We start from the raw sequence: 806 nt of genomic DNA, 5'->3' as shown, positions 1-806 counted from the left end.
AAGCTCGATTTCTTGACAGCGCTGCGATAGTTGACTTTTGCCGGGAGAACAGAGGACGACTCCGATCGAGTCATCACCATCAGCGATGCTCGCCTGCAAGCGCTTGAAACGCATAGGGGAGCCTTTCAGCGCGAGCCTGCGCAAACCTCGGATCGCTTGCAGCGTTGCGTAGGCCTGAAACGGTGCGTTCGATAGAGGCTCAATATCAGCGTGGACTATGCCTCGCCCAAAGTCCTCGCGCCATAGCGGGACTCGCATCCGCTCCGGAAACTCCCGCGTCGAGAAACGATGTGATACGAATTCGGCTGCGTCCATAGACATGGGGACCTCCAGCCTTGTTGGACATCGGGATCAAATGCGACAAACTCACCGGTATCTGCATTTTGCAGTTCGCGCACCGAACTTGTTTGATCTGTGCGCAAGAGTCCAAGAAGCTACGCCATTGGCCTGCTAGTCTCGCTCAGCTAAGTTCAATGCTGATGTGAACTCGTTCACTTAGCGGCCAGAAATTAGGTCTATAGTGATTGCGAAGGCCGTGGCGTCAAAAAATCTCCTTTAAGAGGAGGCGGTCGTGATGGCTCTATTTCTGATTGCCGTTATCGGATCTAGTTTAGATATCCTTGGCGGGGTGAACCCGTAAGCTCCGCTTCTATGACTCTCGCGATTGATCGAACTCAACGATCCGCGGACAGACTGTCCTGCAGCACCAGACGTTCTCTGATACCGATTTCGTGTCGCGCCTCGTCGGCCACATCGTCGTCATCCGAGTTCGTCGGACACAAACTACTCCGGCGCCGTTGATATTT

At 54.0% G+C, this 806-nt stretch carries 1 pseudogene; it reads right to left on the bottom strand.

The features are described from left to right. Positions 1-321 (bottom strand): annotated as a pseudogene (locus tag AC0L3X_RS47235) (AraC family transcriptional regulator); the annotation flags it as partial. Between the last annotated feature and the right edge of the window lie 485 nt (positions 322-806).

Source organism: Bradyrhizobium sp. MI1.7 (assembly GCF_055811795.1).
Note: the sequence above shows the minus strand (reverse complement) of the source record. Positions and strands in the feature narration are given on the sequence as shown.